Origin of the sequence: Streptomyces sp. NPDC051569 (assembly GCF_044454085.1) — a bacterium.
GTDB lineage: Bacteria > Actinomycetota > Actinomycetes > Streptomycetales > Streptomycetaceae > Streptomyces.
Window position 1 is genome coordinate 455618 of sequence record NZ_JBITDJ010000001.1, and the last position, 25110, is coordinate 480727.

Sequence of the window (25110 nt, forward strand, 5' to 3'; positions counted from 1 at the left end):
CTCTGACCGCTGAGCGCCACATCCCTACTTCTCGTGTGCCCGGTCGGCCCCCTGGCCGCCCGTACGGCACCGCACGCCCCAAAACGTCCTTCCTCACCAGAGAGTGTGACTTTCCGTGGCAACTTTCCTGTACAGAGTGGGCCGTTGGGCCTTCAGACGCCGGCGTCTCGTCGTCCTGTCGTGGATCGCGGTACTGGCCGTCGTCGGGGTGGTCGGCTCCCAGAGCTCCGGCGCCGCGTCGACATCGATCTCCCTGCCCGGAACCGAGGCGCAGAAGGCGTTCGACCTGTTGGAGGACCGCTTCCCGGCCGCCAACGCGGAGAACGCCGGCGCACGCGTGGTGCTGCGTGCCCCCGGCGGTGACGACCTCACCAGTCCGGCGCACCGGGCCGATGTCGAAGGGGCTCTGAATCGGCTGCGGGCCTCCTCCGAGGAGGTCGCTTCGGTCAGCGACCCGTTCGCGACGAAGACCGTCAGCCGGGACGGCGCCACCGCCTACACGCAGATCACTTACAAGGCACTGCCCTCCGACCTCACCGACGACGACCACGACGGGCTGACCAAGGCCCTTGAGGACGCGCGTGAGAGCGGACTGACCGTCGAGGCCAGCGGTACCGCGCTACCGCCCGCCACCGAGGGATCCTCGGCCGAGGCCATCGGCATCGCGCTCGCCGCGGTCGTCCTGCTCATCACGTTCGGTTCGCTGGTGGCTGCCGGACTGCCCCTGCTGACCGCGCTGTTGGGAGTCGGGATCACCGTCATGGCGATCACCGCCCTCAGCGAACCGCTGAACCTCAACTCCAACACCTCGGCCCTGGCGATGATGCTGGGGATCGCGGTCGGCATCGACTACGCGCTCTTCATCGTCTCGCGCTACCGCTCCGAACGTGCTGAGGGCCGTACCGCCCAGGAGGCTGCCTCCCGGGCCAACGGCACCGCCGGCTCAGCCGTCGTCTTCGCCGGGCTGACGGTCGTGATCGCCCTGGCCGGACTCGCCGTCGTCAACATGCCGCTGCTCACGGTGATGGGCCTGGCCGCGGCCGGCGCCGTCGCCCTCGCCGTGGCCATCGCCGTCACCCTGGTGCCCGCGATGCTCGGCTTCGCCCCCGAACGGGTCCTGGGACGCGCCGCGAAGAAGGACAGCGCCCCGTCCACCACGAAGGAGAGCGACTCCGTCAAGGTGCCCGCGGCGCAGCGCTGGGCACGGTTCGTCCTGCGCCGCCCGCTGGCGGTACTGCTGCTGGGTGTCGTGGGCCTCGGTGTCATCGCGCTGCCGGCCACGAAGCTGGAGCTCGGGCTTCCCGGCGATGGCTCGCAGCCGACGTCGACCACGCAGCGCAAGGCGTACGACATGCTGGCCGAGTCCTTCGGCCCCGGCTTCAACGGCACCCTCATCGTCACCGTCGACGCCAAGGATCCCGACGCCGCGAACAAGGCCGCCGCGGCGCTCGGCGACCGCATCAAAACTCTCAGGAACGTCACCGCGGTCGCGCCGGCCGTGTACAACGAGCGGGGCGACACCGCGATCCTGAACGTGGTGCCCGGCAGCGGTCCGGAGGCGCCGGAGACCAAGGTCCTCGTCCACGACATCCGCGACGCGGCCGGCGAGGTCACCGAGGAGACCGGGGCGCGTGGCATGGTCACCGGTGCCACGGCGATGAGCATCGACGTCTCCGACAAGTTCCGTGCGGCGATCCTGCCCTACCTCGCCCTCGTGGTCGGCCTCGCCTTCCTCGTTCTCATCCTGGTCTTCCGGTCCATCCTCGTGCCCCTCAAGGCGGCCCTCGGTTTCCTGCTGTCGGTGCTGGCATCCCTGGGCGCGCTGGTCGCCGTCTTCCAGTGGGGCTGGTTCGGCTCCCTCCTCGGTGTCGAGCAGACCGGGCCGATCATGAGTCTCATGCCGATCCTCATGGTCGGGATCGTCTTCGGCCTCGCCATGGACTACCAGGTGTTCCTGGTGACCCGCATCCGCGAGGCACACGTCCACGGCGAAGAACCCCGACAGGCCATCGAATCCGGGCTGCGCCACAGCGGGCGCGTCGTCGCCGCGGCGGCGGTCATCATGATCGCCGTGTTCTCCGGCTTCATCGGCGCCCACGAAGCGATGATCAAGATGATCGGTTTCGGGCTCGCCATCGCGGTCCTCTTCGACGCCTTCGTCGTCCGCATGACGCTGGTGCCCGCAGCCCTGGCCCTGCTGGGCCACCGAGCCTGGACCCTGCCCGGGTGGATCGACCGCATCCTGCCTCACGTCGACGTGGAAGGTGAAAAGCTCATCGCCCCCGCCCCCGCGACTGCCCCGGCCGCCCCCGAAACCGTCTACGCCGGCGCCCTCACCGGCACCGCACATTCCGTCTCCGACGACCGCCCCTGAGCGAGCCTGCCCGCAGCGCGGCCGAGCCGCGCTGCGGGCCAGGTGTGCCGCCCAGACCTCACCCCGCCCGGCCGGAGGACGAACGATGCAGCGCGTACACCTCACAGGCGGCCCCGCTCTCGTCCTCGACGCCTACGCACACGTCATCGACGACTCCGCCGACCTCACCGTCCATGCCCAGACCCCCCAACTTGCCGATGCCCTGCCCCTCCTGCTGTCGGCGCGGTCCGACCTTCTTCTCATCCATACACGAGCACTGGCCGACGCCAAGCCGGCCACCACGCATCTCCACCTGCGCGAGGCCGCCGCTCAGACCCGGACCGCCGTCATCGGCCACCTTCCGTCCGCCTGCTTCGCGTCCTGCCTGAGCGCCGGAGTCACCGGAATCCTCGGTCCCGACCTCGACGTCGCACATTTCCTCGGCGCTCTCGGCCTCATCTGCCGAGGCGGCCTGGTCATCTCGCCCGCCCCCGTCCCAGCCGGCCCAGCCGTGGCAACCGCCCCCGTCCTGACGGTGCTTTCCCCACGTGAGCGCCAGATCCTCGGCCTGGCCGCTACCCACATCCACAACGACACCCTGGCCCACCTTCTCGGTCTGAGCCCCTTCACGATCAAGACCCACCTCAACCGCGTCATGCGCAAACTCGGTGCCACCAACCGCGCCCACCTCGTGACCATCGCCTACGAAAGCGGCCTCGTCACACCGGGGTCGGCCAACCACGCACACCACAGGTCCGGGACGCGGCACTCCTCCCCGGACCCCGTCACCGCCTGGCCCGCTGCTACGAACGTCGCACCCTGGTGATCAATGCCTTCTTCGACCTCGCCGACACCGTCATCACCGTCCGCGGCCTGATCCGACGCGGCCTGGACCACTCACCGCTGGGACGGCCGCCCACGGCGCCGCCGATGACTCAGTTCCCTCCTCGCCGCCGCTCCTCGTTCGTCCGCGGCACACCGTTGAGATCGTCGGCGTAGTGCTCGATCGCCCGCCGACAGTCCTGAATCCGGCGGTCACTGCTGGTGGCGGCCAGCGTCTTCAACAGCAGCCGCACCGCCTCGTGGTCCTCACCGACGTTGTACAGCGCCATGGCCAGGCAAGCCCGCAGCGCCGGGTCGTCGGGAAACTCATCGAGCCTGTGCCGCAGGGTCTGCACTGCCGCCCTGTAGGAGCCCAGGACCCGGTGAGTGCTCCCCAGCCCGAGGAAAGCCCCGTGACGATCCTCCGGAGACAGGCCCACGCCGCCCAGGGCCCGCTCATAGAACGGGACAGCTTCGCGCTCCAGGCCAAGAACATCGTGCACCCAGGCCGTCTGGTAGGCGATCTCGGTGTCGTCCAGATACTGCTCGGCCAGCTCCACCAGCTGTTCCCGGGCCTGCCCGGCCTGGCCCTGTTCCCGCAACCGCACCGCTCGCGCCAGCGCCGCGGCCTTCTCGCGATCATCGCTCATGCGGCCCTAAGGTGACGCACCGCACCCGATCGGGAAAGCACCCCCTATGCCCCATCAGCCGAACCCTTCCGCGCGAGCGCTAACGTGACACACCCTCCGCGGGCGCGCGGCTGTCGGCCTGCTAGCCCGGACGCCCTGAAGCGGATCTGGCCGGAGGGTTCAGAGGGACATCCCTGTGAGGGTCAGCCGGATTGAGGAAACCTATGTGCCGTACCAGGCGAAGCCGATCACTCTTCGCCCCTGTCCTTGCCGTGCTCCTCGTCGCCGGAGTGTCCGCCTGCGGAACGGAAGAAGATTATCCCGTCCCGACAGAAGGTCAGATCGTCGGCCACTGGAGCAATCCCGGAGGAGACTGGGTTGATTTCGAGAAGGACGGGACGGGGAGAATCTCCCCAGGTGCGCAGCTTCAGCTGAGCGAACTGATAGAGGAAGCCGACACCCAGGAGCGATGCGAGTTCTCCTGGGGTGTGGACACCGTGCCCGCAGGAGGCGAAAAGTGGGTTTCCCTCAGCTTTTCGGACCGGCAGTGCGGTTCCTCGGGGCCGGGCGAACTCGGTCTCTACTTCTACTATCTCGGGGGTTCCAAGAAATTGGCCCTGGCGCCGGTGGCGGAACTCCCGAAACCCGCAGAAATATATTCACCCTCGAAGGCGACTCCGAAGGCGGCTCCGTAGAGGATCGCCGGTGAACGGGCATCCGTAAGGTGCGGTACGGCTCCTCCGAGATTCTGGAGGGGCCGTACTGTCGCTGACCACGGGGGTGTCGGTCGCGGCGGGTCGCGCTTCGCCATGATCGCGCCGAGCGGGAACGGCAGGTCCCGAAGCCCGCACGGCTCCGGGACGGGCCGTCGTCCCTGGGGCAGAAGAGAAACCCCTGATCAGAGGCTCTCCCTCAGCACTCGATGATGTTCACCGCGAGCCCGCCGCGTGCCGTCTCCTTGTACTTCACGGACATGTCCGCGCCCGTCTCCTTCATGGTCTTGATGACCTTGTCCAGGGAGACCTTGTGGCTGCCGTCGCCGCGCAGCGCCATCCGGGCCGCCGTGACGGCCTTGACCGCCGCCATGCCGTTGCGCTCGATGCACGGGATCTGCACCAGGCCGCCGACCGGGTCGCAGGTCAGGCCGAGGTTGTGTTCCATGCCGATCTCGGCGGCGTTCTCGACCTGTTCGGCGCTGCCGCCCAGTACCTCGGCGAGCGCGCCCGCCGCCATGGAGCAGGCCGAGCCGACCTCGCCCTGGCAGCCGACCTCGGCGCCGGAGATGGAGGCGTTCTCCTTGAAGAGCATGCCGATGGCACCGGCGGAGAGGAGGTAGCGGACGACGCTGTCCTCCTTCTCCTGCTCGGTGGCGCCGCCGGACGCGAAGTTCATGTAGTAGTGCAGCACGGCGGGGATGATGCCCGCCGCGCCGTTGGTGGGCGCGGTGACGACGCGGCCGCCCGCCGCGTTCTCCTCGTTCACGGCCATGGCGTAGAGCGTGATCCACTCCATCGCGTGCGCCTGCGGGTCGCCCTCCGCGCGGAGCTGTCGGGCGGTGTGGGCGGCGCGGCGGCGGACCTTCAGGCCGCCGGGCAGGATGCCCTCGCGGGCCATTCCGCGCGCGACGCAGGCCTGCATGACCCGCCAGATCTCCAGCAGCCCGGCCCGGATCTCGTCCTCGGTGCGCCAGGCCTTCTCGTTCTCCAGCATCAGCGCGGAGATCGACAGGCCGGTCTCCCGGGACAGCCTCAGCAGTTCGTCGCCGGTGCGGAAGGGGTGCTTGAGCACGGTGTCGTCGAGCTTGATCCGGTCCTCGCCCACCGCGTCCTCGTCGACGACGAAGCCGCCGCCCACCGAGTAGTACGTCTTCTCCAGCAGCAGGCCGCCGTCGGCGTCGTACGCGAAGACCGTCATGCCGTTGGCGTGGTACGGCAGGGTCTTGCGGCGGTGCAGGACCAGGTCCTCGTCGGCGTCGAAGGCGATCTCGTGCACGCCCAGGAGGTTGAGCCGGCCGCTGGTGCGGATACGTTCCGCCTGATCGTCGGCGCTTTCCACGTCGACGGTGCGGGGGGAGTTGCCCTCCAGGCCGAGCAGGACGGCCTTGGGGGTCCCGTGCCCGTGGCCGGTCGCGCCGAGGGAGCCGTACAGCTCGGCCCGTATCGAGGCGGTGTGCACGATCAGACCGTCGTTCTTGAGGCGCCGGGCGAACATGCGGGCCGCGCGCATCGGGCCGACCGTATGGGAGCTGGACGGGCCGATGCCGATCGAGAACAGGTCGAAGACCGAGATGGCCACGGGGGTACTCCTCTGGTGGGTAGACGCCGTCGTCTGCCGGGGTGACGCAGATCAATGGTGACGTGGTGCGGGGCACCGCGCGCACGGTCCAGTGTGCGCGGTGCCCCGGGGTTTCAGCCGTTCCGTACGCGGGGGCGGTGGCCCCCGGCCGTTACAGAGCGGGGTAGAGCGGGTGCTTCGCGGCCAGCGCGGTGACCCGGCCGGCCAGTGCCTCGCGGTCGAACGACGGCTTGAGGGCCGCCGCGATGATCTCCGCGACCTCGGTGAAGTCCTCGGTCGTGAAGCCGCGGGTGGCGAGCGCCGGGGTGCCGATCCGCAGGCCCGAGGTGACCATCGGGGGGCGCGGGTCGTTCGGGACGGCGTTGCGGTTGACCGTGATGCCGATCCCGTGCAGCCGGTCCTCGGCCTGCTGGCCGTCCAGCTCGGAGTCGCGCAGGTCGACGAGGACCAGGTGGACGTCCGTACCACCGGAGAGGACGGATACGCCCACCTCGGTGACGTCGGGCTGGACGAGCCGCTCGGCGAGGATCCGGGCGCCGTCCAGGGTGCGCTGCTGGCGCTCCTTGAACTCGTCCGTGGCCGCCACCTTGAAGGAGACCGCCTTGCCCGCGATGACGTGCTCCAGCGGACCACCCTGCTGGCCCGGGAAGACCGCGGAGTTGATCTTCTTCGCCAGCTCCTGGGTGGAGAGGATCACCCCGCCGCGCGGGCCGCCGAGGGTCTTGTGCGTGGTCGTCGTGACGACGTGCGCGTGCGGCACCGGGTTGGGGTGCAGGCCCGCGGCGACCAGACCGGCGAAGTGCGCCATGTCGACCATGAGGTACGCGCCGACCTCGTCGGCGATCCGGCGGAAGGCGGCGAAGTCCAGCTGGCGGGGGTACGCCGACCAGCCGGCCACGATCAGCTTCGGACGGGACTCCTTGGCGAGGCGCTCGACCTCGGTCATGTCGACCTGGCCGGTCGTCTCGTCGACGTGGTAGGCGACCACGTCGTAGAGCTTGCCGGAGAAGTTGATCTTCATGCCGTGGGTCAGGTGCCCGCCGTGGGCGAGGTTCAGACCCATGATCGTGTCGCCGGGGGAGAGCAGGGCGAACATCGCCGCCGCGTTCGCCTGGGCGCCCGAGTGCGGCTGCACGTTCGCGTGCTCGGCGCCGAACAGCGCCTTGACGCGGTCGATGGCGATCTGCTCGATCACATCGACGTGCTCGCAGCCGCCGTAGTAGCGGCGGCCGGGGTAACCCTCGGCGTACTTGTTGGTGAGGACGGAGCCCTGGGCCTCCATGACCGCGACCGGAGCGAAGTTCTCCGAGGCGATCATTTCGAGGGTGGACTGCTGGCGGTGGAGCTCGGCGTCGACGGCCGCGGCGACATCCGGGTCGAGCTCGTGGAGAGAGGCGTTCAGAAGCGACTTCGAAGACATCACAGTCCCTGGGGGTCTCGGTGCCGGAGCACGTCAGTTGCCGGAGAACTCGGTGTACTCGTCGGCGGTGAGCAGGTCCTTCGGCTCCTCCGTGACGCGTACCTTGAACAGCCAGCCGCCCTGGAAGGGAGCGGAATTCACCAGCGACGGGTCGTCCACCACGTCCTGGTTCGTCTCGGTGACCTCACCGGTCACCGGGGCGTAGAGATCGCTGACGGACTTGGTCGACTCCAGCTCACCGCAGGTCTCGCCCGCGGTCACCGTGTCGCCGACCTCCGGGAGCTGGACGTACACGACGTCACCGAGGGCGTTCGCCGCGTGCTCGGTGATCCCGACTGTCGACACGCCCTCCTCGGCGGCCGTCAGCCACTCGTGCTCCTTGCTGTAGCGCAGCTGCTGGGGGTTGCTCATGACCTGAATTCTCCTGTACGCGGGGGAGTGCTGAGGAACGGATGTCTTACGGACCGAGACGGCTCCGGGCGCCGGGGGGACACCGGGACCGCTACGGGATCACTTCTGACGCTTGTAGAAGGGCAGCGCCACGACCTGGTACGGCTCGTGACTGCCCCGGATGTCGACGCCGACGCCCGCGGTGCCGGGCTCGGCGTGCGAGGCGTCCACATAGGCCATGGCGATCGGCTTGCCCAGGGTCGGGGACGGCGCACCCGAGGTGATCTCGCCGACGAGCGCGTCGCCGGCCACGACCTGGTATCCGGCGCGCGGGACCCGGCGGCCCTCGGCGATCAGGCCGACCAGCTTGCGCGGCGGGGCGGACGCGGCACGCTCGGCGGCGGCCTCCAGGGCCGTACGCCCGACGAAGTCGCCGCCGTTCGTCGTCTTCTCGAACTTCACGACCCGGCCGAGGCCCGCGTCGAACGGGGTCAGGCCGGTGGACAGCTCGTTCCCGTACAGCGGCATGCCCGCCTCCAGGCGCAGCGTGTCGCGGCAGGACAGGCCGCAGGGCACCAGGCCGACGCCCTCGCCGGCCTCGGTCAGCGCCTGCCAGAGCCGCTCGGCGTACCGCGGCTCGACGAACAGCTCGAAGCCGTCCTCACCGGTGTAGCCGGTACGGGCGATCAGCGCCGGGACACCCGCGACGGTGCCGGGCAGGCCCGCGTAGTACTTGAGGCCGTCCAGGTCGGCGTCGGTCAGCGACTTCAGGATGCCGGGGGACTCGGGGCCCTGGACGGCGAGCAGCGCGTACGCGTCACGGTCGTCGCGCACCTCGGCGTCGAAGCCGGCCGCGCGGGCGGTCAGCGCGTCCAGCACGATCTGGGCGTTGGAGGCGTTGGCGACGACCATGTACTCGTCCTCGCCGAGGCGGTAGACGATCAGGTCGTCGAGGATCCCGCCGTCCTCCTGGCAGATCATGGTGTAGCGGGCGCGGCCCACGGCGACGGCGCCGATGTTGCCGACCAGCGCGTAGTCGAGGAGCTGGGCGGCCGCCGGGCCCGTGACGGTGATCTCACCCATGTGCGAGAGGTCGAAGAGACCGGCCCGGGTGCGGACGGCGTTGTGCTCGTCGCGCTCGCTGCCGTAGCGCAGCGGCATGTCCCAGCCCGCGAAGTCGGTCATGGTCGCGCCCAGGGCGCGGTGCACGGCGTCGAGCGCGGTGAGGCGGGGGGTGCTGCTGGGGGGGACAGGGCTCATCGGTGTGGCTCCCAGGGCATGACGGGCGAGGACGGTCCTCCCCATCTGTCATCGGAACCTGAGAGGTTCACCATGACCGTCCGCGCGTACTGCTCGGAACGGGCGGTCATGACTTGCACCTTGGGTGGAGCCGCAGAAGCGCGGCCCGCTTTTCAGATCTGCCTCATCCGCGCGGTACGGGGCCTGAGAGATTCAAGGGAGGACTTGCTCCTTCGGCGCCCGGTCCACCAGGTGGCCGGGACTCTCCCGCGCGGATTCAAACGGCCGGTATGCAGTTGGCGCGGCCATCATCGCACGCATCGGGCCGGAGTGGGACGACCGGCCCCGACACGCCCATCCGGGTGAAAAGCTTGTGTCCCATTACCATTTCTTTACACTTCATGGGCAGGGAACGTGGGCCAGATGGACTGAGCTGACAGGGGGACGGCCATGACGTCGCACGGGTCCGGCGCGTGTGTGACCACGATGGGGGCGCCCGCGCGAGCGCGGGTCAGGCGGATCCGCGAAGCGGTGACGGAGCCCGTCACCGCCGTCCGCGACCTGCGGGGCCTGGCAGGCCGGGGGCCCTGGGGGCTGGTCTTCGCCGCGGGGGACGTGGTGGTCGTGTCAGGACTGCCCGGCAGCGGCAAGTCCACCCTGATCCGGCGGGCCACCGAGGGCGGCGGGATCGACTCGCAGGACGCCCGGGACCGCTGGGAACGGCGGCTCCCGGCCCGGCTGCCGTACGGGGCCTACCGCCCGCTCGTCCGGCTCGCCCACTACACCGGGCTCTGGCGCGCGCTGCGCTCCGGGGCGAGTGTCGTCGTCCACGACTGCGGCAGCCAGGCCTGGGTGCGCCGCTGGCTGGCCCGCGAAGCCCGCCGGCGCGGCCGCCGACTCCATCTCCTGCTCCTCGACGTCACCCCCGAGGCCGCCCGCGCCGGGCAGCGCGAGCGCGGCCGGGGCGTCTCCGGCCACGCCTTCGCCCGGCACCGCCGCGCGGTCCGCCACCTCCTGACCACCGCCACCGGTGGCCTCCCGCCCGGCTGCTCCTCGGCCGTCCTGCTGGACCGGGACGCGGCGGGAGCGCTGGACCGGATCACGTTCCCGGCGGCCCCTGGGGAGTGAGCCGGGCTCGGCGTTAGGGTGCTGCGGCGGGGACGTGGAGGGGAAGACTGTGAACACAGCATGGCCGGGCAACGAGCTCGAAGAGGTACTGGCCGCCTCGGTCGGCAACGACGCGGCGGGCGGGCGCCTGGTGGAGGTGCTCGGGCGCAGCCAGGTCTGGGTGCCGCTGCCGGCCGGCGGCGGGCCCGACAGCGCCGACCTCGATCTGCCGACGACGGAGATCGAGGGCGCCCCGTACGTGCCGGTGTTCAGCTCCGAGCAGCAGTTCCTGCAGTGCGTCGGCGGCCATATGTCCTTCACCGTCGCCCCGGCCCGTGACTTCGCGCGAGGCCTGCCCCCGCAGCTCGGCATCGTGGTCAACCCCGGTGGTGTGGTCGGGATGCCGCTGCCGCCGCCCGCCGTCGCCGAGCTGTGCCGGGCGGGCCGCACACCGCTCGACGGGCCGGCCGCCGGCGGACGGGTCAGGCTCTTCGAGCCGGACTGGCAGGAGGACCCGGTCGACTTCCTCGCCGCCGCCGCTGCTGAGTTCGAGGCCGCCGGAGTCGTACTCTCCGCCCGGCGCGCGCTCGCCAGCGTGGAGGGCGAGGCGCCGGCGCTCTTCATAGGCGTCCAGCTCTCCTCCTGGGAGCCCGGGGACCGCAACGCCCCGCTGGACGCCCTCGGCCGTGCGCTGGGCCGGGTCCAGGTGGGCCGGCCGGTCAATCTCGTTCTGCTGGACGTCGCCCAGGACCCGGTCGGCGACTGGCTGCTGGCGAAGGTGCGTCCGTTCTATCAGCGTGGGTACGTATAGCCGCCTATGCGGTAGGCACGCCCGGCGTCAAGTCTGTGTCGGTGCCCCCGCCTAAGCTGGTTTGATGACGGATGTGTGAGGGCCGACGGCGGGGGCGCCGTACCCGTGTCCCCGGAGGGTGCGGGACACCGGGGGAGTTGGCCGAATGGCGGATCGAAGAGGGGTGGACCCGGAGTGAGCGCGTCAGGCACCGCGGCGGCCGGGCAGGTCGAGCACCTGCTGGGCCAGGTGACGCCAGGACGGTACGACGCGTACGAGGCGCTCCTGCGGGCCCTCGCCGACGGCGGCGTCTGGATGCTGCTCTGGCAGGGCCAGGCCGGCTCGCCGGACGCCCAGTACGGCAACATGGAGGTCGAGGGCCTCGGTTACGCCCCCTGCGTCACCTCCGCCCAGGAGCTGGCGGTCAGCGGCTGGACCCGCGCGCATGAAGTGGTCACGGGACACGACATCGCCCGCGCCCTCTACCCCGACCGCTGGGGGATCTGGCTCAACCCGCACGCGCCCGGCGGCGGCATCGGCATCCCCTGGCTCGATCTGCGCCGCATCGCCACCGGCCTCGACCGGATGCCGGCGGGCCCGCTGCGGCTGTCCGACCCGGCCATCGCGCTCCCGCAGTTCTACGCCCAGCTCACCCAGAACGCGCACCGCACCCCCGCCGTCCGCTCGCTGCGGCGCGCCTGGGTGCAGCCGGCGCTGGGCGCCCCGTATCTGGCGATCGGCCTCGATCTCTACGACACCGGCGCGGCCTCCGTCGACTCCGTACGCGCGATGATGCGCCAGTCGATCGCCGCGGTCCCGGACGGGCTGCCGGTCTCCACGGTCGCGATGTCCGACGACTACGACCCGGTGACGATGTGGCTGCGGGCCAACTCCCGCCCGTTCTACGACCGGGAGGCCCACGCGGCCCCGGCCCCGGCGTCCGGCTACGGCTACCCCCGGCCGTACTGAGCCCGACGGCCCGTGACGTACCTCTGTCGGGTGTCGCTGTCTCCGGCGGCTGCCTCCCGCCGTGGTTGATCGGCCGTCAGATATCTGGCGGAATGCCGCATGGCGTCGTGCGGACGCGCGTAGAGTCGCCGGGACGCGGCGATGCGGGCCTGATATGCCGATTCCGTGCGAGAGATGGTGGATTGGGGCCTCTCATCGCCCCCGTCCTCAAATGACATACGTCCGCACACTGTTACCCGTAGTCCGGATAACGGAACACCTCTAGGAGCATCACGGTTGCGCATCCTTTCCCCGTCAGGGGTGGCGGGTGATCGCGACGGGCATGGAGACTCCCGGCATATGCATGGCCTTTCGGGCCTGTGTGCGAGTGGCCCGCCCCGCGTGACGGGAGACAGTGCGCTGCTCGCTCTGCTGATGAGAACGGGCCGCTGAAGCGGCAAGTGCGGGCCGGTCACCGCCGGTTGAGAGGGGTTCTTGCCACGATGACGGCACCATTGCACGAGCCGACCACGGAAACGGCCCCCAGCGCGACGGAAGAAGTCGCCGCTGTTCAGGGCAAGTCGGTCCAGGGGCGGTCTCTCGGGCGCATCGCCTGGGACCGCTTGAAGCGGGACAGACTGGCCCTCGCCGGCGGAGCCGTCGTGCTCGTGCTGATCGTGATCGCGCTGCTGGCGCCACTGATCGCGCACCTGGCCGGGCAGTCGCCCGACGAATACCACGAAGACCTGATCGACCCGCTCTTCTCCACCCCCCTCGGCTCCCTGGGCGGCGTCAGTGGAGAGCACTGGTTCGGGGTCGAGCCCGTCAGCGGCCGGGACCTGTTCGCCCGGATCGTCTACGGTGCGCAGGTCTCGCTGCTCGTCGGCTTCCTGTCCGCCCTCGTCGCGGTCGTCTTCGGTACCGTGCTGGGCGTCCTGGCCGGCTACTTCGGCGGCTGGCTGGACGCGCTCATCAGCCGCGTGATGGACATGCTTCTCGCCTTCCCGCAGCTGCTGTTCATCATCGCCCTGGTCTCGGTCATGCCGAACCGGATGTTCGGACTGTCCGGTACGGGCGTCCGCCTCGTGGTGATGATCCTGGTCATCGGATTCTTCGGCTGGCCGTACGTCGGCCGGGTGGTGCGCGGCCAGACGCTCTCCCTGCGGGAACGGGAGTACGTGGAGGCGGCCCGGAGCCTGGGCGCCGGGCAGACGTACATCCTGTTCAAGGAGCTGCTGCCCAACATCGTCGCGCCGATCATCGTGTACACGACGATGATGATTCCCACCAACATCCTGACCGAGGCGGCTCTCAGCTTCCTGGGTGTGGGCGTCAAGCCGCCCACCGCCTCCTGGGGGCAGATGCTCTCCTCCGCGGTGAACTTCTACGACTCGGACCCGATGTACATGCTGATCCCGGGTCTGGCCATCTTCATCACCGTGCTCTCCTTCAATCTCCTCGGCGACGGCGTGCGTGACGCGCTCGACCCGAAGGGCTCGCGCTAAACCCGCCGTACAGCTGCACCCGCGCCACTTCAGGGCCCGTTCCTCACAGGGCCGCTACTCACACGGAGGATCCGAGATCGTGACTACCCAACGCACCACAGGGCGGCGCAAGCAGGCCATGGCCGCTGCTGCCGTGGTCGCTGCACTGCTGACCACAGCGGCGTGCGGCGGCGGTGATGGCGCAAGCAAGGACAGCAAGAGCGCGGGCGCCGGCTTCGACGCGGCCAACAACAAGGTCGCCAACGCCTCGGCGAAGAAGGGCGGCACGCTGAAGTACGCGGGCGCCCAGGACGCCGACTCGTGGGACCCCACCCGCGGGTACTACGGGTTCGTGTGGAACTTCATGCGCTACTACACCCGTCAGCTGGTCACCAGCAAGACGGAGCCGGGCAAGACGGGCGCCGAGCTCACCCCCGACCTCGCCTCCGACCGCGCGAAGGTCTCGGCCGACGGCAAGACCTACACGTACACCCTGCGTGACGGCGTCAGCTGGGAAGACGGCAAGGCCATCACGTCCCAGGACGTCAAGTACGGCATCGAGCGTCAGTGGGCCCAGGACGTCCTCTCGGGCGGTCCGGTCTACCTGAGGGACATCCTCGACCCCGAGGGCGCGTACAAGGGGCCTTACAAGGACACCTCCAAGGAGGGTCTGAAGGCCATCGAGACGCCGGACGAGAAGACCATCATCTTCCACCTGCCCACCGCGAACAGTGACTTCGAGGACATCCTCGCGCTCACCTCGTCCTCGCCGGTGCGCCAGGACAAGGACACCAAGTCCAAGTACGGCCTGCTCCCCTTCTCCGCCGGCCCGTACAAGTTCGAGTCGTACTCGCCGAACAAGTCCCTGGTGCTCGTCCGCAACGAGAACTGGAAGCAGGCCTCGGACCCGGTCCGCAAGGCGCTCCCGGACAAGATCACGGTGAACCTGTTCACCAACGCCAACGACATGGACAACCGTCTGATCGCGGGCGACTACGACCTGGACCTCAACCAGACGGGTCTCTCCCCCCAGGGCCGTAACAAGGCCCTCAAGGAGCACAAGGAGAACCTGGACAACCCGGTCTCCGGCTACGTCCGGTACGCGGTCTTCCCGCAGATCGTGAAGCCGTTCGACAACGAGCACTGCCGCAAGGCCGTCATCTACGGTGCCGACCACAAGTCGATCCAGACCGCGCGCGGTGGCCCGCTCGCGGGTGGCGACATCGGCACCAACATGCTGCCGCCGGCGGTTCCGGGCTCCGAGGGCCAGAAGTACGACCCGTACGGTCTCGCCACCAACGACGGTGCGGCGAACATCGCCAAGGCCAAGGAAGAGCTCAAGGCCTGCGGTCAGCCGAACGGCTTCAAGACCACCATCGCGGTGCGTAACAACAAGCCGGTCGAGGTCGCGTCCGCCGAGTCGCTCCAGGCGTCGCTGAAGAAGGTCGGCATCCAGGTCGACATCGACCAGTTCGACGGCTCGCAGACCGGCGGCATCATCGGTAACCCCACGGTCGTCAAGCAGAAGAACTACGGCATCATCATCATGGGCTGGGGCCCGGACTTCCCCTCGGTGCAGGGCTACGGCCTGCCGCTCTGGGGCAGCAAGTACATCCTTGACAGCGGAAACAACAACTTCGCGATGATCAAGGACCCCAAGATCGACGCCAACTTCGCGAAGTTCTCCGTCGAGCTGGACGCGGCGAAGAAGGAAACGATCGCCACGGAGATCAACCACCAGGTCATGGAGGGCGCGTACTACCTGCCCTTCACCTTCGAGAAGTTCATCAACTGGCGCGGCAACCGGCTGACCAACGTGTACACCACGAACGCGTACAGCGGCATGTATGACTTCACCAGCCTGGGCGTTGTGAAGTAACCACCACCGGTACACCCGCCGTACGGCACGAAAGGCAGGTGAAGGCCGGAGTGGTGTGACCGCGGGCCACCGGACGCATTCCGGTGGCCCGCGGTCCCGCCGCGTGGCCGAGAGCAGTGCTCGCATACCTCATCAGGCGGCTCATGGCCGTCGCAGTGATGCTGGTGGTCATCATGCTGGTGGTCTTCTGCATCTTCTTCCTCATCCCCAAGTGGGCGGGCGTCGACCCGGCCACGATGTACGTGGGCAAGCAGTCCGATGCCGCGGGCCTGGAGGCCGTTCGCGAGAAACTGCAACTGGGCGACCCGATATTGGTTCAGCTCTGGGAGTTCTTCAAGGGCATCTTCGTCGGGCGCACCTACTCGGCCGGCGGCGATGTCACCCACTGCGCGGCCCCCTGCTTCGGCTACTCCTTCCGCACCGAGCAGGCCATCTGGCCGCAGCTCACCGACCGTCTGCCGGTGACCCTGGCGCTGGCGATCGGCGCCGCCGTGCTGTGGCTGCTGTTCGGCCTCGCCGCCGGTGTGCTCTCCGCGCTCAAGCGGGGCACCCTGTGGGACCGCGGCGCGATGCTGGTCGCCCTGGCCGGCGTCTCGCTGCCGATCTACTTCACCGGCCTGCTGTCGCTGGCGGTCTTCAGCTACGGACTGGGCTGGCTCGACGCCCAGTACGTGCCGCTCGAAGAGAGTTTCAGCGGCTGGCTCGGCGGCATGCTGCTGCCCTGGATCACCCTCGCCTTCCTCTACGCGGCGATGTACGCCCGGATCACCCGGGCCACCATGCTGGAGGTGATGGGTGAGGACTACATCCGTACCGCCCGTGCCAAGGGGCTGAGTGAGCCCGTCGTCATCGGCAAGCACGCCATGCGCTCCACGATGACGCCGATCCTCACGCTGCTCGGGATGGACCTCGGCGCCCTCATCGGCGGCGCGATCCTCACCGAGACGACGTTCAGTCTTCCCGGACTCGGTCAGGCCGTACTCACGGCGATCAGCGTGAAGGACCTGCCGGTGATCCTCGGCGTCACGCTGGTCACGGCCCTCGCGGTGGCCTTCGCGAATCTCCTCGTGGACGTTCTCTACGCCGTGATCGACCCCCGAGTGAGGCTCGCATGACCGACCTGAGCACCACGGGCTCCGCCCTCGGCGAGCCCGTCGCCACCCGCCCGTCCGACTCCTTCCTGGACGTGCGCGACCTGCGCGTGCACTTCCCGACGGACGACGGTCTGGTCAAGTCCGTCGACGGGCTCAGCTTCCAGCTGGAGAAGGGCAAGACCCTCGGCATCGTCGGGGAGTCCGGCTCCGGGAAGTCCGTCACCTCGATGGGCATCATGGGCCTGCACACCACGGGCCAGTACGGTAAGCGCAAGGCACAGGTCTCCGGTGAGATCTGGCTGAACGGCGAAGAGCTCCTCACCGCCTCCCCGGACCGGGTGCGCAAGCTGCGCGGCCGCGACATGGCGATGATCTTCCAGGACCCGCTGTCGGCCCTGCACCCGTACTACACCATCGGCAAGCAGATCATCGAGGCCTATCAGATCCACCACAAGGTGGACAAGAAGGCCGCGCGCCGCCGGGCCATCGAGATGCTCGACCGGGTCGGCATCCCGCAGCCCGACAAGCGGGTGGACTCCTACCCGCACGAATTCTCGGGCGGCATGCGGCAGCGCGCGATGATCGCGATGTCGCTGGTCAACAACCCCGACCTGCTGATCGCCGACGAGCCGACCACGGCTCTGGACGTGACGGTCCAGGCGCAGATCCTGGACCTGATCCGGGACCTGCAGACGGAGTTCGGCTCCGCCGTCATCGTCATCACGCACGACCTGGGCGTCGTCGCCGAGCTGGCCGACGACCTCCTGGTGATGTACGGCGGCCGGTGCATCGAGCGCGGCCCGGCGGAGAAGGTCTTCTACGAGCCCCGCCACCCGTACACCTGGGGCCTGCTCGGATCGATGCCGCGCATCGACCGGGAGCAGACGGAGCGCCTCATCCCGGTCAAGGGCTCCCCGCCCTCCCTGATCAACCTGCCGAGCGGCTGCGTCTTCAACCCGCGCTGCCCGTACGCCGATGTGCCCAAGGGAGGCGTCACCCGCACCACGCGGCCCGAGCTTTCCGAGACGGACCGCGGACACTGGGCCGCCTGCCACATGTCGGAGCAGGACCGGGAGCGCATCTGGACCGAAGAGATTGCGCCCAAGCTGTGAGCGAGGACAAAGACGTGACGATTCCCGCGCAGAGCGGCGGCGCCGGCCTCCTCAACAGGGACGCCGCCCCCGGCGAGACCCTGCTCAAGGTCACCGGTCTGCAGAAGCACTTCCCGATCAGGAAGGGCCTGCTGAAGCGGCAGACCGGTGCGGTCAAGGCCGTGGACGGCCTCGACTTCGAGGTCCGCTCCGGCGAGACGCTGGGCGTGGTCGGTGAGTCGGGCTGCGGCAAGTCGACGATGGGCCGGCTGATCACGCGGCTGCTCGAACCGACCGCCGGGCAGATCGAGTTCCAGGGCCGGGACATCACCCACCTGGGCGTGGGCGGTATGCGGCCGATGCGGCGCGACGTCCAGATGATCTTCCAGGACCCGTACTCGTCGCTGAACCCGCGGCACACGATCGGCACGATCGTGAGCGCGCCCTTCAAGCTCCAGGGCGTCACGCCCGAGGGCGGCGTCAAGCAGACCGTCCAGAGCATGCTGGAGCGGGTGGGGCTCAACCCCGAGCACTACAACCGCTACCCGCACGAATTCTCCGGCGGCCAGCGGCAGCGCATCGGGATCGCCCGCGCGCTCGCGCTCAACCCGAAGCTCGTCGTCGCCGACGAGCCGGTCTCCGCGCTGGACGTGTCGATCCAGGCGCAGGTGGTCAACCTGCTGGACGACCTCCAGGACGAGCTGGGTCTGACGTACGTGATCATCGCCCACGACCTGTCGGTCATCCGGCACGTCTCGGACCGGATCGCGGTCATGTACCTGGGCAAGATCGTCGAGCTGGCGGACCGGAAGTCGCTGTACTCGGCGCCGATGCACCCGTACACCAACGCGCTCATGTCCGCGGTGCCGGTGCCGGACCCGAGGCGGCGCGGCGTCAAGAGCGAGCGCATCCTGCTCAAGGGCGACGTGCCGTCGCCGATCTCGCCGCCGACCGGCTGCCGCTTCCACACGCGGTGCTGGAAGGCGACCCAGATCTGCACGACCGTGGACCCGCCGATGCAGATGCTGAAGCCGGGCCAGCAGGTGGCGTGCCACCACCCGGAGAACGCTCCGGACCAGGCGCCCGAGGACACGGTGCTGCTGTCGGCGGCCCGGGAAGCGATCGAGCTGGTCGACGTGGTGCCGAAGGCCGCGTCCGGCGAGGCGTCCGAGGGCTCGGCCGCCTCCGAGGGGACGACCGCCTCCGAGGGGACGACCGCCTCCGAGGGGACGACCGAGCCGACCGGCAAGGAGTAGGAGCGGGGCAGCGGCCTGTGCTGGGCCGCCGGGACGCGGAATCTCTCCGTCCCGGCGACCCGGCACACTGTTCGAGTGCTCCACGAACTTTTCACGCCCTCCCTCCAGCACGGACTCGACCTCGCCGGGATCTTCGTTTTCGCGATATCCGGCGCGCTGCTCGCCGTACGGAAGAACTTCGACGTCTTCGGCATGGCGGTGCTGGCCGAGATCACCGCGCTGGGCGGGGGGCTCATCCGTGACCTGATCATCGGGGCCGTACCGCCCGCCGCCTTCACGGACCTCGGCTACTTCTCCATGCCGCTCGCGGCGACGGCCCTGGTCTTCTTCCTGCATCCGCAGGTCGAGCGCATCCAGGGCGCGGTCAACGTCTTCGACGCGGCGGGGCTCGGCCTGTTCTGCGTCACCGGCACCACCAAGGCGTACGAATACGGTCTCGGCCTCACCGCCTCGGTGGTCCTCGGCCTGGTCACGGCGGCCGGCGGCGGTGTCCTGCGTGACGTGCTCGCCAACGAGGCTCCCTCGCTGCTGCGCTGGGACCGCGATCTGTACGCCGTCCCGGCCATCGTCGGCGCCACGATGGTGGCGCTCTTCATCCACTTCGACGTACTGGGCGCCCTCACCGGCACACTCGCCGTCCTGACGGCGTTCGTCCTGCGGCTGCTGGCGATGCGCTTCCACTGGCGGGCGCCGCGCGCCTGGAACCGGCGCTCCGCGTCCACCGAGGAAGAGTAAGCTACCGCTCAGTACGTTCCTGTTGTACCGTGCGTCCCATGGCACAGGCACCCCTCGGGGACAGCGAGTTCGACCGCGACACCGCCGTCACCCTCCGCGAACCGGGCGTGTACGACACCCGCCTCTCCCCGGGCTGGACGATCATCAACGCGCTCAACGGCGGCTATCTCCAGGCGGTCGTCGGCCGCGCCCTGGGCGACGCCCTCCCGCACCCGCACCCGCTCACCCTCACCGCGCACTTCCTCACGCCCTCGAAGCCCGGCGCCGCGATGATCCGTACCGAGACCGTACGGTCCGGCCGCACCCTCTCCACCGGTCAGGCGTCCCTCCTCCAGTACGAGGACGACGGCAGCCAGGTCGAGCGGATCCGGGTCCTCGCCTCGTACGGCGACCTGGACACGCTGTCCGACGACGTACGCACCACGGCCGAGCCCCCCGCGCTCCCGCCGGCGGAACGCTGCCCGAGCGCCGCCGACCACCCGCCGCCCGGCCCCGGCGATTTCTCCCTGCTGGACCGGTTCGACATGCGGATCGACCCGGCCACCGCCGGATGGGCCGTCGGCGCACCGTCCGGCAAGGGGGAGATCCGTGGCTGGTTCACCCTCGCGGACGGCCGCGCCCCGGATCCGCTCTCCCTGCTGCTGACGGTGGACGCGCTGCCACCGACGGCCTTCGAGCTGGGCCTCCAGGGCTGGACCCCCACGATCGAGCTGACCACCCACATCCGCCGCGCCCCGGCGCCCGGCCCGCTGCGAGTCGCCATCAGCACCCGTAACCTCGCGGGCGGCTATCTGGAGGAGGACGCGGAAGTCTGGGACAGCGCGGACCGCCTGGTGGCCCAGTCCCGCCAACTGGCCCGGGTGCCGCGCGGCTGACGCCGGTCGTCCGTCGTCCGTCGTCCGTCAGCCGTCAGCCGTCAGCCGTCAGCCGTCCGTCCGCCGTGCGTCCACGGCCGGACGCCGCTCCGGTGCCCGGGCGGCCCGGCTACGCGGCCGGATCCCGGCGGCTCGTAGAATCGGGACCACCATGGCTTACTTCGACCACGCCGCGACCACTCCGATGCTGCCGGAGGCGATCGAGGCGATGACCGCCCAGTTCGCCCTCACCGGCAACGCCTCCTCGCTCCACGCCGCCGGCCGCCGGGCCCGCCGCACCGTCGAGGAGGCCCGCGAGATGCTCGCGGAGGCTCTCGGCGCGCGGCCCAGTGAGGTGGTCTTCACCTCGGGCGGCACGGAGGCCGACAACCTCGCCGTGAAGGGCCTGTACTGGTCCCGCCGCGATGCCGACCCGGCCAGGACCAGGGTGCTGGCCAGCCCCGTCGAGCACCACGCCGTCCTGGACGCCGTGCACTGGCTCGGCGAGCACGAGGGCGCGACCGTCGAATACCTGCCGGTCGACGCCTATGGACGGGTGTCGCCCGAGGCGCTGCGCGAGGCCATCGGACGCAACCCCGACGATGTCGCCCTCGCCACCGTCATGTGGGCCAACAACGAGATCGGCACCATCATGCCGGTCCGGGAACTGGCCGACGTGGCAGCGGAGTTCGGCATTCCGCTGCACTCCGACGCCGTCCAGGCCTTCGGCCAGACCGAGCTGGAGTTCGCCACCTCCGGACTCGCCGCGATGACCCTCTCCGGCCACAAGATCGGCGGCCCTTACGGCATCGGCGCGCTGCTGCTGGGCCGTGAGCACACCCCCGTACCCGTGCTGCACGGCGGCGGGCAGGAGCGCCATGTGCGCTCCGGGACCCTCGACGTCCCCGCGATCGCCGCCTTCGCCGTCGCCGGCCGGCTCGCCGCCGAGGGGCGCGAGGCGTTCGCCCGGGACATCGGCGCGCTGCGGGACGAGCTGATCGGGGCCGTACGGGAGAGCGTCCCCGACGCGGTCCTCGGCGGCGACCCGGACCACCGGCTGCCCGCCAACGCGCACTTCAGCTTCCCCGGCTGCGAGGGCGACTCCCTGCTCCTGCTGCTGGACGCCCAGGGCATCGAGTGCTCGACCGGTTCGGCCTGCACGGCGGGGATCGCGCAGCCCAGCCACGTCCTGCTCGCCACCGGCAGCGACCCCACCCTCGCCCGGGGCACCCTGCGCTTCTCGCTCGGCCACACCTCGACCAGGGCGGACGTGGAGGCGGTGGCGAAGGCCATCGGCCCGGCGGTGGAGCGCGCGAGGAACGCGGGCCTGAGCTGAGGGGCCGCGTGGGGCCCGGCCCGAGCTGAGCGACCGGCCCGAGCCGAGCGCGCCCGACGGACTAGGCCACGCCCTCCGTGTGCGCGGCCGCCGCCTCCCGTACGAGCGGCAGGTAGCGGTCCCAGTCCCAGAACGGCCCTGGATCGGTGTGGTCCGTGCCGGGGACCTCGACGTGCCCGATGATGTGCTCGCGGTCGACGGGTATCCCGTACCGCGCGCAGATCCCGGCGGTCAGCCGCGCCGACGACCGGTACATCGCGTCCGTGAACGACTTCGGCTGGTCCACCCAGCCCTCGTGCTCGATGCCGACGGAGCGTTCGTTGTACGCGCGGTTCCCTGTGTGGAACGCCACGTCCAGCTCGCGGATCATCTGCGCCACATGCCCGTCCTTGCGGATCACGTAGTGCGTGGCCGCGCGGTGGGACGGGTCCTTGAAGACCTTGAGCGCGACCGGATAGCTGCCCTGGACGACATGGATCACCACCATGTCGATCCGGTAATCGGCGGGCCGGTCCGCCCGCCGGAAATTCCCCGGGGAGGCCGCGATCCACTCGGCGCGGGCGCCGTCCACCTCGCCCTCGACGCGCGGCTTGTCGATGCCCGGCGTCTTCCACCAGAGCCTGGCCAGCTCCTCCGCGCCGTACACGCCACCACCGAGCAGCGCCGCCGCGCCGCCGATCAGCAGGGTCCTGCGTCCCACCTTCCCGGCGTCCGAGGGCCCGCGTCTGTGTCCGCCTCCGCCGCGTGGCACGCTCCTCAAGGCGCGCACCAGGCCCTCAAATTTTCCGCTCATATGACTGTGAACGCATACCCGCGCGAGTCTGGTTCCCCCGCCCCGTACCCTGGTGGTGCTATGACACAGACTTCCCAGCGTCCCCTCCGTGTGCTCGCCGCCATGTCGGGCGGCGTGGACTCCGCCGTCGCCGCCGCCCGCGCCGCCGAGGCCGGGCACGATGTCACCGGCGTGCACCTCGCGCTCTCCGCGAACCCGCAGTCCTTCCGTACGGGCGCGCGCGGCTGTTGCACGATCGAGGACTCCCGTGACGCCCGCCGCGCCGCCGATGTGATCGGCATCCCCTTCTACGTATGGGACCTCGCGGAACGCTTCCGCGAGGACGTCGTGGAGGACTTCGTCGCGGAGTACGAGGCCGGCCGCACGCCGAACCCCTGCCTGCGCTGCAACGAGAAGATCAAGTTCGCCGCGCTGCTCGACAAGGCGCTCGCCCTCGGCTTCGACGCCGTCTGCACCGGCCACTACGCGACGGTCGTCACGGATTCCGACGGCGCCCGTGAGCTGCACCGCGCGAGCGACATGGCCAAGGACCAGTCGTACGTCCTCGGGGTCCTGGACGAGCGCCAGCTCGCCCACGCGATGTTCCCGCTCGGCGACACCCTCACCACCAAGGACGAGATCCGCGCGGAGGCGGAGCGCCGGGGGCTCGCCGTGGCGAAGAAGCCCGACAGCCACGACATCTGCTTCATCGCGGACGGCGACACCCAGGGCTTCCTGGCCAAGCGCCTCGGCCAGGCCGAGGGCGACATCGTCGACGAGTCCGGTACGAAGGTCGGCAGCCACGACGGCGCGTTCGGCTTCACCATCGGCCAGCGCAAGGGACTGCGCATCGGCCACCCGGCCGCCGACGGCAAGCCGCGCTACGTGCTCGACATCTCGCCCGTCGACAACACGGTCACGGTCGGCCCGGCGGCCGCGCTGGACGTCACGGCCCTGACCGCCATCAAGCCCCGCTGGTGCGGCACCGCCCCCACCGGCTCCGGCACGTACACCGCGCAGCTGCGCGCCCATGGCGGCGAGACGCCCGTGACGGCGGAGCTGACGGACGGCACGCTGCACGTCACCTTCGACGAGCCGGTCCGGGGCGTGGCGCCGGGCCAGGCGATCGTCCTGTACGACGGCACGCGGGTGGTCGGCTCGGCGACGATCGCGACGACCCGGCGCCGTACGACGGCCGCGCTCACCGGCTGAGGCCGGCCCCCGGCCGCCCGGCGCCGCCAGGGCTCCCGGCCCGACGCGGTCACCCGCGTCCTCTCGCGTCCTCTCGCGTCTTCTCGCGCGAACTGCCTCCCGGCCGGACCGGGCGAGCACTCGACGACCCCGCCGTGCGTGTGTGACGGCGGGGTCGTCCTGTGCCGCGTAGGCAGTTCGGGCAGCCCTGCCCATGACCGGGTGTTCCTGGGCCGGGTGGTCCGCTTCCGGAGCGCGTCCGGATCATGTTCGGAACAGCGTCACGAACGGACGTGAGCGGCCGCACGGATCCGTGGGGCCGGCCCGCAGTCCGGCGACCGTCATCCCCTCCCTCTTTCCCTGCCCGGCGCCTTCCCTGCCCGGCGCCAAAATCCGCCGAAATCTCCCACCCCATAAGCCGAACACTTCTGCTCGGTTATTGACGATGGAGGCAATATTAGTCAATATTGAAGTCAAGTTAGGTGGCCTCTGTCACGAGGGGACGAGGATGCCTTGGGGTCGTCCGGTCCGGACGTCGTGCCATGTCCGAGTGAAGAGAGAGGCAGTCCTTTGGAACATGAAACGTCGTACGCCCAGCTGTACATGGACGCGGAGCTGAATCACAGCTCCGGTTACTTTCTCGACGGCGAGACGTCCCTGGACCGTGCGCAGCGGGCGAAGGTCGACGCGATCCTGGCCCGATGCGACCTTCGGCCGTCGATGAGGGTGCTCGACGCCGGCTCCGGCTGGGGCGCCACCGCCCGGGTCGCGGCCGACCGGTACGGCGCCGACGTCACCGGTATCACGCTCAGCGGCGAACAGCACCGGTACGCCTGCGAGCGGCAGGAGGCGAGTCCCACCGATCCGCCGATCGACTTTCGTATTCAGCGCTGGGAAGACTTCTCAGAACCGGTTGACCGAATCATCTGCATTAACGCATTCGAGAATTTCGAGAACAAACGAGATTTCTTCTCCCACTGCCGCAGCATCCTTCCCGACGGCGGGATCATGGTGATTCTCACGGTCACCGCAGATCGCCCCATGTTCCGCGTCATATCGAAGGAGGAGATCATCGAAAGAGGCAGGGATGCCGGATTCGACGTTCAGGTCTCCGATTCTCTGGCCTCGCATTATATTCGCACCCTGGAGTGTTTCGTCGACAACCTTGAGAAGCGGAGGAAGGAAGCGGAAGCCGAAGTGGGGAAGGATCGCCTTGACAAGATGGTGGCGTACTACGTGAAATCTGCAGGCTTTCTCCGATCAGGATTGAACGACATGTTCGAGTTCACATTCGTCGCCCGCTGACGTCGGCGGAGCGATCCATGTCCACGCCTTGTCGGCGCACACCGGCGGCCGGCTGAACACATGCCGGGCCCAGCGGCTCGGCTTGAGCGGAGCACCCGCTCATGCCGAGCCGAGGGCTAC

22 protein-coding genes, 1 pseudogene and 1 riboswitch are annotated in these 25110 nt (G+C 69.7%); of the genes and pseudogenes, 17 read left to right on the forward strand and 6 right to left on the reverse strand.

Annotated elements, in window-relative coordinates:
- Positions 1-115 precede the first annotated feature (115 nt).
- The 3 genes and pseudogenes from ACIBAE_RS01915 to ACIBAE_RS01925 form a co-directional block, all read left to right on the forward strand.
- A complete protein-coding gene (locus tag ACIBAE_RS01915; RefSeq protein ID WP_399281790.1) occupies positions 116-2374 on the forward strand; it encodes an MMPL family transporter in 2259 nt (752 codons plus the stop codon).
- An 85-nt stretch (positions 2375-2459) separates the two neighbouring features.
- Entirely contained in the window at positions 2460-3179 is a 720-nt protein-coding gene (locus ACIBAE_RS01920; protein ID WP_399281791.1) for a response regulator transcription factor, read from the forward strand.
- Positions 3140-3287 (forward strand): annotated as a pseudogene (locus tag ACIBAE_RS01925) (IS5/IS1182 family transposase); the annotation flags it as partial. The gene ACIBAE_RS01920 and the pseudogene ACIBAE_RS01925, both read left to right, overlap by 40 nt.
- A gap of 1 nt (position 3288) precedes the next feature.
- Here ACIBAE_RS01925 and ACIBAE_RS01930 read toward each other — a convergent pair.
- Entirely contained in the window at positions 3289-3825 is a 537-nt protein-coding gene (locus ACIBAE_RS01930) for a tetratricopeptide repeat protein (RefSeq protein ID WP_399281792.1), read from the reverse strand.
- Between the two features lie 251 nt (positions 3826-4076).
- On the opposite strand from ACIBAE_RS01930, the gene ACIBAE_RS01935 reads away from it, so the two are divergent.
- Positions 4077-4499, forward strand: coding sequence for a hypothetical protein (locus ACIBAE_RS01935; RefSeq protein ID WP_399281793.1), 423 nt, complete (start codon positions 4077-4079; stop codon positions 4497-4499).
- A gap of 217 nt (positions 4500-4716) precedes the next feature.
- Here the strand turns inward: ACIBAE_RS01935 and ACIBAE_RS01940 are convergent, their stop codons facing one another.
- The 4 genes from ACIBAE_RS01940 to gcvT all read right to left on the reverse strand — a co-directional run bounded on the left by ACIBAE_RS01940 (position 4717) and on the right by gcvT (position 9169).
- Entirely contained in the window at positions 4717-6099 is a 1383-nt protein-coding gene (locus ACIBAE_RS01940; RefSeq protein WP_399281794.1) for an L-serine ammonia-lyase, read from the reverse strand.
- Positions 6100-6250: 151 nt separating this feature from the next.
- A complete protein-coding gene (gene glyA / locus ACIBAE_RS01945) occupies positions 6251-7519 on the reverse strand; it encodes a serine hydroxymethyltransferase (RefSeq protein ID WP_399281795.1) in 1269 nt (422 codons plus the stop codon).
- Positions 7520-7552: 33 nt separating this feature from the next.
- Positions 7553-7930: a glycine cleavage system protein GcvH gene (gene gcvH, locus ACIBAE_RS01950; protein ID WP_399281796.1), complete on the reverse strand. Its 378-nt coding sequence runs from the start codon at positions 7928-7930 to the stop codon at positions 7553-7555.
- Positions 7931-8029: 99 nt separating this feature from the next.
- Positions 8030-9169, reverse strand: coding sequence for a glycine cleavage system aminomethyltransferase GcvT (gene gcvT / locus ACIBAE_RS01955; RefSeq protein ID WP_399281797.1), 1140 nt, complete (start codon positions 9167-9169; stop codon positions 8030-8032).
- Between the two features lie 162 nt (positions 9170-9331).
- A riboswitch (glycine riboswitch) is annotated at positions 9332-9428 on the reverse strand.
- Between the two features lie 170 nt (positions 9429-9598).
- On the opposite strand from gcvT, the gene ACIBAE_RS01960 reads away from it, so the two are divergent.
- The 11 genes from ACIBAE_RS01960 (at position 9599) to ACIBAE_RS02010 (ending at position 21722) form a co-directional block, all read left to right on the forward strand.
- Entirely contained in the window at positions 9599-10276 is a 678-nt protein-coding gene (locus tag ACIBAE_RS01960) for an AAA family ATPase (protein WP_399281798.1), read from the forward strand.
- A 49-nt stretch (positions 10277-10325) separates the two neighbouring features.
- A complete protein-coding gene (locus ACIBAE_RS01965) occupies positions 10326-11066 on the forward strand; it encodes an enhanced serine sensitivity protein SseB (RefSeq protein ID WP_399281799.1) in 741 nt (246 codons plus the stop codon).
- A 174-nt stretch (positions 11067-11240) separates the two neighbouring features.
- Positions 11241-12014, forward strand: a complete 774-nt coding sequence (locus ACIBAE_RS01970) for an enhanced serine sensitivity protein SseB C-terminal domain-containing protein (protein WP_399281800.1) — start codon at positions 11241-11243, stop codon at positions 12012-12014.
- Positions 12015-12496: 482 nt separating this feature from the next.
- Entirely contained in the window at positions 12497-13498 is a 1002-nt protein-coding gene (locus tag ACIBAE_RS01975) for an ABC transporter permease (RefSeq protein WP_399281801.1), read from the forward strand.
- A gap of 79 nt (positions 13499-13577) precedes the next feature.
- Positions 13578-15356, forward strand: coding sequence for an ABC transporter substrate-binding protein (locus ACIBAE_RS01980; RefSeq protein WP_399281802.1), 1779 nt, complete (start codon positions 13578-13580; stop codon positions 15354-15356).
- 116 nt (positions 15357-15472) lie between these two features.
- Positions 15473-16471: an ABC transporter permease gene (locus tag ACIBAE_RS01985; RefSeq protein WP_399281803.1), complete on the forward strand. Its 999-nt coding sequence runs from the start codon at positions 15473-15475 to the stop codon at positions 16469-16471.
- Positions 16468-17562, forward strand: a complete 1095-nt coding sequence (locus ACIBAE_RS01990; protein ID WP_399281804.1) for an ABC transporter ATP-binding protein — start codon at positions 16468-16470, stop codon at positions 17560-17562. The genes ACIBAE_RS01985 and ACIBAE_RS01990 overlap by 4 nt, the downstream gene beginning before the upstream one ends.
- A 14-nt stretch (positions 17563-17576) precedes the next feature.
- Entirely contained in the window at positions 17577-18797 is a 1221-nt protein-coding gene (locus ACIBAE_RS01995; protein ID WP_399281806.1) for an ABC transporter ATP-binding protein, read from the forward strand.
- Positions 18798-18872: 75 nt separating this feature from the next.
- Entirely contained in the window at positions 18873-19532 is a 660-nt protein-coding gene (locus ACIBAE_RS02000; protein ID WP_399281807.1) for a trimeric intracellular cation channel family protein, read from the forward strand.
- 38 nt (positions 19533-19570) lie between these two features.
- Positions 19571-20407, forward strand: a complete 837-nt coding sequence (locus ACIBAE_RS02005) for a thioesterase family protein (RefSeq protein WP_399281808.1) — start codon at positions 19571-19573, stop codon at positions 20405-20407.
- Between the two features lie 151 nt (positions 20408-20558).
- Positions 20559-21722 carry a cysteine desulfurase family protein gene (locus tag ACIBAE_RS02010; RefSeq protein ID WP_399281809.1) on the forward strand — a complete coding sequence of 388 codons (1164 nt, stop codon included), beginning with the start codon at positions 20559-20561 and terminating at the stop codon, positions 21720-21722.
- A 61-nt stretch (positions 21723-21783) separates the two neighbouring features.
- Here ACIBAE_RS02010 and ACIBAE_RS02015 read toward each other — a convergent pair whose 3' ends face one another.
- Positions 21784-22515 carry an N-acetylmuramoyl-L-alanine amidase gene (locus ACIBAE_RS02015; protein ID WP_399281810.1) on the reverse strand — a complete coding sequence of 244 codons (732 nt, stop codon included), beginning with the start codon at positions 22513-22515 and terminating at the stop codon, positions 21784-21786.
- Between the two features lie 60 nt (positions 22516-22575).
- Between ACIBAE_RS02015 and mnmA the strand changes: the two genes are divergently transcribed.
- Together mnmA and ACIBAE_RS02025 are read left to right on the forward strand one after the other, a co-directional pair.
- Positions 22576-23706 carry a tRNA 2-thiouridine(34) synthase MnmA gene (mnmA, locus tag ACIBAE_RS02020; protein ID WP_399281811.1) on the forward strand — a complete coding sequence of 377 codons (1131 nt, stop codon included), beginning with the start codon at positions 22576-22578 and terminating at the stop codon, positions 23704-23706.
- Positions 23707-24288: 582 nt separating this feature from the next.
- Positions 24289-24990, forward strand: coding sequence for a class I SAM-dependent methyltransferase (locus ACIBAE_RS02025; RefSeq protein ID WP_399281812.1), 702 nt, complete (start codon positions 24289-24291; stop codon positions 24988-24990).
- The last annotated feature ends 120 nt before the right edge of the window (positions 24991-25110 follow it).